The organism is Streptomyces sp. ISL-43, assembly GCF_018614195.1.
Taxonomy (GTDB): Bacteria; Actinomycetota; Actinomycetes; order Streptomycetales; family Streptomycetaceae; genus Streptomyces.
The window spans coordinates 1-7,701 of record NZ_JAGGOT010000119.1; the positions used below are offsets into that span (position 1 = coordinate 1).

Consider the following 7,701-nt stretch of genomic DNA (forward strand, 5'->3'; position numbering starts at 1 on the left):
CGTCCAGCGCCTGGAAAAGCTGCTGGAGGACACCGGCATCAAGCTGTCCGCGGTCGCCTCCGACATCATGGGCGTCTCCGGGCGGGCCATGCTCGAAGCCCTCGTCAACGGCGAACGCGACCCGCAGACCCTTGCCGAGATGGCCAAACGCAAGCTCCGCGGCAAGATCCCCGAACTCACCGAGGCGCTGACCGGACGCTTCCGTGAGCATCACGCCTTCCTGGTCCGGCTGCATCTGGACCAGTACGACCAGCTCACCATGATGATCGACCAGCTCAGCGGACGGGTCGAAGAGGCGATGGTGCCCTTTCGTGACGCCCTCGACCTGCTCGACACCATCCCCGGCATCAACCAGGCAACCGCCGAAGTGATCATCGCGGAGACCGGCGGTGACATGACCCGGTTCGCCTCGGCCAAGCACCTCGCGTCCTGGGCAGGGGTCTGCCCCGGCCACCACGAGTCCGCCGGCCGCACCAAGAACACCAAGGTCCGGCCCGGCAACCCCTACCTCAAGGGGGCACTCGGGATAGCGGCGTTCGGCGCGGCCAGAACCAAGGACACCTACCTCCAAGCCCGTTACCGGCGGCTGACCGCCCGCCGGGGCCCGCTCAGGGCACTGGTCGCCGTCGAGCACTCGATCATCACCGCGATCTGGCACATGCTCACGGACCACAAGCCCTACGACGAACTCGGCGGCACCTACTTCACCCAACGCGACCCTGAACGGGCCACCCGCCGAGCGATCACCCAGCTCAACCAGCTCGGCTACACCGTCACCCTCAACCCACTGGAGACCGCGGCCTGACCCTCCCCGAACCGGACACCCTGCAGCCACCAACGGCCACCAGGCACCCAGCCATGCCCACACCCACCCTGACCTGCTGCTATTTACGCGTCAGACGGGAAGCTGTTGCCTGGCGGCCATAGCCACGCTGCCGCACCGATGCGACGCCGTCGAGACGGCACGGCGTCGGCCGCCCGTCAACGCCGGGTGCTGGCAGCAACCGATTCAATAACGCCACGCCACGTCCTGCGATATCCCTCGCGAAGCGGCCCACCAACGAGATTGAGGATCTTCAAGGCTGCGTCGATCAAACGCTCCGGGTCTCCCGACTCACACAGGTGCAGGTGCCCTTCGAGCAGGGCGGCCCCGCGCACTCCGTCCGCCTCCAGAAGACGCCGTGGCAGCCACTTCCCACCGCCGGTCCACGCGTGGTGGTGATCGAAGAGCAGATCTGCGGCAGCGTTCAGGACGAACCCGGCCACCGCCAGGCGCTCAATGGGGTCGCCGGCATCGCCGAGATCGTCCAGAGCGTCCGTCAGCCCATACCGCTTCGTCTCGACTGTCTCGGGCTCCAGCGCCGGCGGACCTTTGCGGAGATCCGTTTCGGCCAGCGCCCGGGCACGTCCGGCCTCTCCATCTCTGTCGACCAGGACAAGGCCGGTGGCATACATGCTCTGCAGGACCGCTCGACGCACGGCAACGTCCGCAGCGAAGAGATCCACGAGACCTGCACGGGTGTGGATGAAGAGCTCTACGACACGCCCCTCGAACCGGAGCGTCTCCCGGTAGGTCTCGCCGCTGTCCCCGATGAGCACTGCGATGTCCAGGTCACTGCTGGCGGTCGCCCGCCCCACGGCCGTGGACCCAGCCAGGAACACGGCAAGCGCATCAGGGAAGCGGTCACGCACGAGACGTCGCGCCAGGTCAATCCGGTCCAGATCCATGCCCGTCAGGGTTTCATGAACCTCGATCACCACCGACAGACTTTTCCTGCTATGCGGCCCAACCGCTACAGACGGTGACAGACCTTCAAGGCGCCGAGAGCGTTTCCTGACCGGAGCCGGGGACGAACGAGTTTCGCGCACCGCCGCAACAAGTGAGGGGGCGGGTACTAGATCCGGCCTGGTTTCTCCCATAACCAACTCAGCAGCGCGTGGCCCGGACTGACCGGTCATGGAGGCGGCCCCCGCCAACGACCGTCTGCACGCCGCCTGAACGTCACGGCTGCAGCGGCCAGTCAACACGCGACAGCTCTGCGGAACACAGACCTCATCACGACCACCCGCCGAGGCGGGTTCGTGTTGCACCTCATCACCCCCCTCGGGCTGGCCCTATTGCTGACGGGCACCCTGACAAAACCGTGAGCTCCGAGGGCGCCGTGACATCAGTCCGGCAGGCAAAGCGCCGCCCCTCTCAGGCGGTGCCGCCGGACTCGCGTGTTACGCCGGGCGCCCCGCGTCCGCCGTCACGAGCCCGCCCCCTTTAAGCCGTGGCTTAAGAGGTAGGCCGTGGACCGCTGGCTCGCCCAGGATGTGAAGCCGCACCATCGTCATCCGCATTGCCACCAAGGAGATTTACGTGTCGTTACGCCGATCAGCTCTCACCTTCACCGCTGTGGCGGGCCTGGCCATGTCCGCAGCACTGACCGTGCCCGCCGTCGCTGCGACTTCGGCCACGTCCACGGCGCCAGCCGCTGTCGCCGCCTACCCCACCACCTCCGTCAGTTTCGGCGATGGTGCCGGCAGCAGCATCAAAGGCACCCTGACGTGGTACAACCGGTCAGTCGGCTTCTCGGGGAACTTGACGTCCTCCGGCTGCCGAAGGGCGTGGTTCAGCGCGTACGAAGGCAATCTTTCCCTGGGCCCCAGGAGCAGCAGTACACACTGCAACACGGTGACTCCGGTTCCGGTCACACTTCCCGCGAATGTGGTCGGTGGCGGCACAGACGTTCTGATCTGCATCGACAACGAGAAGGCCGTGCCTCTGAAATGCGTCGACTACCCCCGTCCCTGACCGGTCACCATCCGCTTCCCAGTAGCTGGAAGCCGTCGCGCGGCTGAAGAGGCGATGCCGCTCACGGGTCTGGGTCCAAGGCGGAGGTCCGCGCTGTCTACTCGGCGCACGCCAAGTGCCTGCTGAAGGTGATCGCAGGAAGGGCACGAGCCCATGAAAGGGCGCCCGCAGCCATTGGAGTTGGCTGCGGGCGCCCTTGTTTTGGGAACCCGTCTTTGAACGCTGGTGCTGAGATGTGAGGGAGGCGTGTGACCTGAGGTGGTCAACGCCAGGCGGCTCGGAGTGGTTCGGTGAGGTGTGGGGGTGCTGGCGTTGGATGGTTGCCCTCGCCCCGGCCGAACGTATGGCAAAACGACCGTTCAGGGCAGGTGTTGGCGTCTGGCCGTAGCCACGGGGAGACGTCCGCGGCCAGCACCAGCCGGCCGTCCGCAGCCCGCGGCAGCGGAAGCCCGGCCAGCGCGCGCCGCAGCCGGGCGACGTCTATCCGCCCGTGGTTCAGGCCACCGTAGAGGGCACCACGCCCACGCCGGTGCTCGGGCGCCAGCGCAAGATCGACCAGCGTCCGCACCGGACCGTCTGAGCACGGCAAGGCGTCGCACAACTCGAACAGCGCGTCGCCCCGCGAGGTCAGGCATGCATACAGCCCCGACCGGAAGTGTGACACCTCCGCGAACGCATCCCGTGGGACACCCTGAGACACCAGACTCACAACAACTACGACCCTCGCGCTGATCCACTCTGTGACGGAGCAAAGGATCAGACGAAGGCCGCCCTCACATCCGGCGAACTGTGAAAACGCTGATCAGTTCCAGCTGTCCGGGTACTCGGCTGCACGCGGTCCACGAAGGGCCGGCCTCCGGGGGCTTCTGCTGCCTCCACCGCTCAGCGCGCGGTCTCCTTCTTCAGAATGCAGCGTTCTCCGTGGTCGGGGTCGCCGATGTAGGTCCAGAGCATCGGGGCCGCTGCCGTGCCACTTGCCTCGTACTGGGTCCACACTCGGCCCGGAACGTAATCGCTGCGGATCTCCGTGGTCATCTCACCGGAGAAATCCGAGTCGTCGTTCTCCCAGGTGCCGGTCCCTGTCCTGACCGAGGCCAGGCCGAATCCGGAGCTGGTTTCGAGGGCGGAATCGGAGTAGTCGCCGCACACGTTCGACGCGCGGAAGGTGCCGTCCTCGGCGAGCGCGAGGCGGCCACCGTGGCCGTCCTGCCATGTGCCCACCAGCTCGATCCTCGTCAGCACAAGGGCGTCGCCCGGAGCTCCTGGGACCCAGAGGCGCCCCAAGGCGATCAACGTAATCGCTGCCACCGGCGCGAGGAGCATCGTCAGGAGTGCCAACGCACCACAGCTCAGGGCTCCGGCGCAGCCGCCGAGGGCAAGCCATTTGCCGTACCGGCGGGGCGGGGCGGAATCCCATGGCACGGGGGGTGCCTTGGGCCAGTGCTCGCCGTCGACATGAGTACGTCCTCGGCCTCGGAGCCGATCACGGTCATGGCCGGCGGAGCTGTCTTGCCCGGGGCCTGGCCAGGCAGGAGCACCGGGTGCCTCGTGGGCAATCCTGTCCTCGCAGCTGGACACGGCGGTTTCAACCCGAGCGCGTCGTCCTGGTCGAGGTGGTCGGGGTGGGTGAACATCCAGCGGCTGACCTGGCGCGGTTCGGGGATCGCCGGGGTCGTCGGCGCGGACTGGCGTAGCGTCGCCGAACTGCCAACGGCCTAGGCTGGGGGGGGCAGACCGATCGGGGAGAGGACGGCGTGGGGGCGGGCGCGGGTGATGACAACGCATGGGACGAACGGGCCGTGTGCCGTACTGCTGATCCGGAAGAACTGTTCGTAGAAGGCGCAGCCCAGAACAGGGCGAAGGCTGTCTGTAGCGGCTGTTTCTGGCGGGGCGAAGTAGAGCCAATGGGGCGGTGGGTTCGAGAGCCACGTTGCTGCATCCGAGGTGAGGACGGACATAGGCATAGGTCCATGATCGGCGGCGGGAATGAGAGCCGCCCTGATCGAGTGACGTCACGGTGGGGATGTCTGCGGTGGCGGCGGGATTTGGGCCAGTAGCTTGACGATCGGGCCCGACCGGTCCGTGTCCCTGACAGGCGCGGCGCGGAAGGGCCCTCCCTATTCCATGACCATGGCAGAGCGCTTTGCTCAGCTTTGATTCTTACGCCGGAGTGGTAGGCGCAGGGCAAAACGGTTCCGAGGGGGAGCCTGGGGCGCTCTTTGTTTGTCGTACTGGCCGAGTGGATTTCGATCCCGAAGGGGCTTGTGGCCGAGTAGGACCCGGAAACTACGCTCCAGGTTCTGGCGTGCCTTCCTGGCGATCTTTTCGAGTGCGCGACACTGTTCAGCGTCACCCCGCTTCCCGAGCTCCAGCATATGACCGATCACATTCCGCAGCCCACGCGCCTCTCGCCACATCTGCTTGGATGCATCAAGGTTGAGGCGGTGATACGTCTCGATGAACTCGTCGTGCGCCAGCTGCGCCTTCTGCTCCAAGTCCTCATCTGTTGAGCGGGTGGCGGCCGACACCCTGCGCACTCGACACTGACGACGCCCCGCGCGAAAATCGGCCAGACGGACGGACGCCTCACGGGATCTTCGTTGGGCGACGAGCAGTCGCGCATAGGTCTCACGTAGAGCTGTCCGAGTTTGATGTCTCAGGTCGTACCTCTTGATTGCGAAAGTGGCGGCAACTCCGACCAGGATCGCTGTGAAGGCTGCGTTAGCTGCCGCCACACCCACTGACTCATTGAAGTTAAGTTGTGCAATAAACATCGCACGGTCCTCTAGGAATGATTCGCTGCGGAGCCATTGCTTGCAGGGCCTCGCTGAACCTCAGGCAAGTGCCGGGTCAGGGCGTCCGTCGCCACGTCCCAGCGGATCCGCTCAAAGATCCACTCACGCGACCTGTACACGCCGGCCTCCTGACACGACCGTGATCAACAGGCACAGAATGAGCGGCCAAACAGCCCTAAGGACCCATTACGCCAACAGCGGCATGTCACACACCATCACACTGGGTGGCTCCCAGACTCACCGCCCGAACCAGTGGCTCCCGAAAAGCCCGCCGTCCTGGCTCTACTTCACCCCGCTAGAAACAGACTCATGCTCCCTTCCGTGGCCAGGAAGTTCCGGTAGTCGTCGGGGAACCGGACTCCGAGTCGGCTCTCGGCCTGCGCTATCTGGTCGTCGTTCGGACTCATGCCGTCGTTCTATCAAGCACAGCTCGCACTGGTGGCGCCCGGCTGCCTCGCGGTGAGAAGTACCCGTTTGCGGAGGAGCGAGAGTTTGGCGCGGCCGAACATCTGGCGTTTGACCATCTTGATGTGGTTGACCCGGCCCTCGACGGGGCCGGAGTTCCACTGGCTGGTCAGGCCCTGGACGACGGCGTCCCAGTCCTTCTCCAGGCCGGTGGCGAAAGAGTGGAGGCCGGGAAGCTCCTCGGCTCGCGCGCTGACGACCCAGTCCTTCAGATGCTGGCCGGTGCGGGTGGTCAGAATCTCGGCGAACCCACGGACGAGTCGGCTCGTAGCATCGAGTTCGGGGCTGCGAGCGAGGACTTCAGCGAGCTGTTGGCGGTCTTCGTCCCGGAGTCGGTCGGGGTGACGCATCATCCAGCCGGTGATCTGGCGGACGCCCGGTGGTGCCGGGCCGACGACACGGATGCGCTGCCGGCGGCGGGGCCGCAGGTAGTCGCTGATGGTCTGGTAATGGCCTCGGTAGCCGAGTCCCTGGAGTTCGGCGTGCAGGTCGATGGCGTTCGTGCAGCCTTCGGCCCAGCGTTTGTCCAGGTGTGCCTTGTAGGGGTCGAGCTGGCTGGGCCGTGCTTGATGTCGTCCGGTCAGCAGCTGTTCGGGGGTTTCGGCGCGGGCGGTGCGGCGGACGGTGTTTCCGCCGATGTGCAGTTCCCGGGCGATCTCGCGGATGCCGTGCCCCTGGTCGAGGAGGGCGTGGACGATGGTGTGGCGTTCGCGGATTCGGGCTTCGATCGGTGACATCGCCTTGGCCGTGCTTGCCGGGTCGGCAGTGGAGATGTTCGCGGTGCTGTCCGGTCCGGTGGACGGTTTGAGGCAGGCGTTGTGCCGGCGGACGCTGGTTTCGACTGCGGTGCCGAGGTTCTGCCAGATATGAAAGCGGTCTGCGACCTGCACTGCTTGTGGTGCGCCGGTGCGGGCGCCGTCGGCGTAGGAGCCGCCTCGGTCACGGCAGATGATCTCCACGCCGGGGTGCTTGCGCAGCCAGTTCGCCAGCGTCTTCGCATCCCGGCCCGGCAGCAGGTCGAGAGGCTGGCCGGTCGCGCAGTCGATGATCACGGTGCCGTAATGCTGTCCTCGGCGGGTCGCGAAGTCGTCGACGCCCAGCACTTTCGGTTCCGGCCAGTGCGGGTCAGGCAGGGCCATCACGAGCCGTAACAGTGTCGTCCGGCTGACCACGCTGCCCAGCACCACCGCAAATCGGCTACCCGCCCGGCCTGCGAGAGCGACGGCCACCGCTTCCAGAATCCGACGCGACGCCGGTGTCCGTCTGCCATACCGGACGGTCAGCCCCTCGACCTGTTCGACAAACGTGCGCCGCAGACAGTCAGTGTTCTCGCAGTACAGCCGGCGCACGGTCAGTTCGACCAGCACCGGCTGACCGCCGACCGGGGTATCCGCCAGCCGCCGCCCGTAAGTGCTATGCACCCTGTTCGACCAAACCGAGCAGTCCGGGCACGGCACACAACTGCCCCGCGTCCTAGCCGAGACTCGAACCGTCCGGCGCTCAAGGAACACCCGCTCCACCAGAACCGTGTTGAAGTCCGGAAACAGCACCGCTATGAGGTCATCACACCGCACCACGGTCCCAGATGACGCGACGTCACCGCGGCAGAACGCCGGTGATCGTCCTCGCTGAGTAGGCCCGGAG

At 66.2% G+C, this 7,701-nt stretch carries 6 protein-coding genes and 2 pseudogenes; 2 read left to right on the forward strand and 6 right to left on the reverse strand.

Translation table 11 applies throughout. The features are described from left to right. On the forward strand, positions 1 to 805 hold an 805-nt coding region (locus J7F03_RS40135), incomplete at its 5' end, for a transposase (protein ID WP_214958158.1). 176 nt (positions 806 to 981) lie between these two features. Here the strand turns inward: J7F03_RS40135 and J7F03_RS40140 are convergent. From J7F03_RS40140 to J7F03_RS40150, 3 genes and pseudogenes are all read right to left on the reverse strand, one after another. Further along, positions 982 to 1,761, reverse strand: coding sequence for a nucleotidyltransferase domain-containing protein (locus tag J7F03_RS40140; RefSeq protein ID WP_308380169.1), 780 nt, complete (start codon positions 1,759 to 1,761; stop codon positions 982 to 984). Between the two features lie 1,352 nt (positions 1,762 to 3,113). Next, positions 3,114 to 3,506: pseudogene (locus J7F03_RS40145) on the reverse strand (transposase); the annotation flags it as partial. A gap of 173 nt (positions 3,507 to 3,679) precedes the next feature. Further along, positions 3,680 to 4,120: a hypothetical protein gene (locus J7F03_RS40150; protein ID WP_214958159.1), complete on the reverse strand. Its 441-nt coding sequence runs from the start codon at positions 4,118 to 4,120 to the stop codon at positions 3,680 to 3,682. Between the two features lie 431 nt (positions 4,121 to 4,551). On the opposite strand from J7F03_RS40150, the pseudogene J7F03_RS41800 reads away from it, so the two are divergent. After that, a pseudogene (locus J7F03_RS41800) lies at positions 4,552 to 4,692 on the forward strand (WhiB family transcriptional regulator); the annotation flags it as partial. A 252-nt stretch (positions 4,693 to 4,944) separates the two neighbouring features. Here the strand turns inward: J7F03_RS41800 and J7F03_RS40160 are convergent. The 3 genes from J7F03_RS40160 to J7F03_RS40170 form a co-directional block, all read right to left on the reverse strand. Further along, positions 4,945 to 5,571, reverse strand: coding sequence for a hypothetical protein (locus J7F03_RS40160; protein WP_214958161.1), 627 nt, complete (start codon positions 5,569 to 5,571; stop codon positions 4,945 to 4,947). A 308-nt stretch (positions 5,572 to 5,879) separates the two neighbouring features. Next, complete coding sequence (locus tag J7F03_RS42895; RefSeq protein WP_214958162.1) at positions 5,880 to 5,999, reverse strand: SMI1/KNR4 family protein; 120 nt, start codon at positions 5,997 to 5,999, stop codon at positions 5,880 to 5,882. Between the two features lie 12 nt (positions 6,000 to 6,011). Beyond that, a complete protein-coding gene (locus J7F03_RS40170) occupies positions 6,012 to 7,607 on the reverse strand; it encodes an ISL3 family transposase (RefSeq protein WP_308380170.1) in 1,596 nt (531 codons plus the stop codon). Between the last annotated feature and the right edge of the window lie 94 nt (positions 7,608 to 7,701).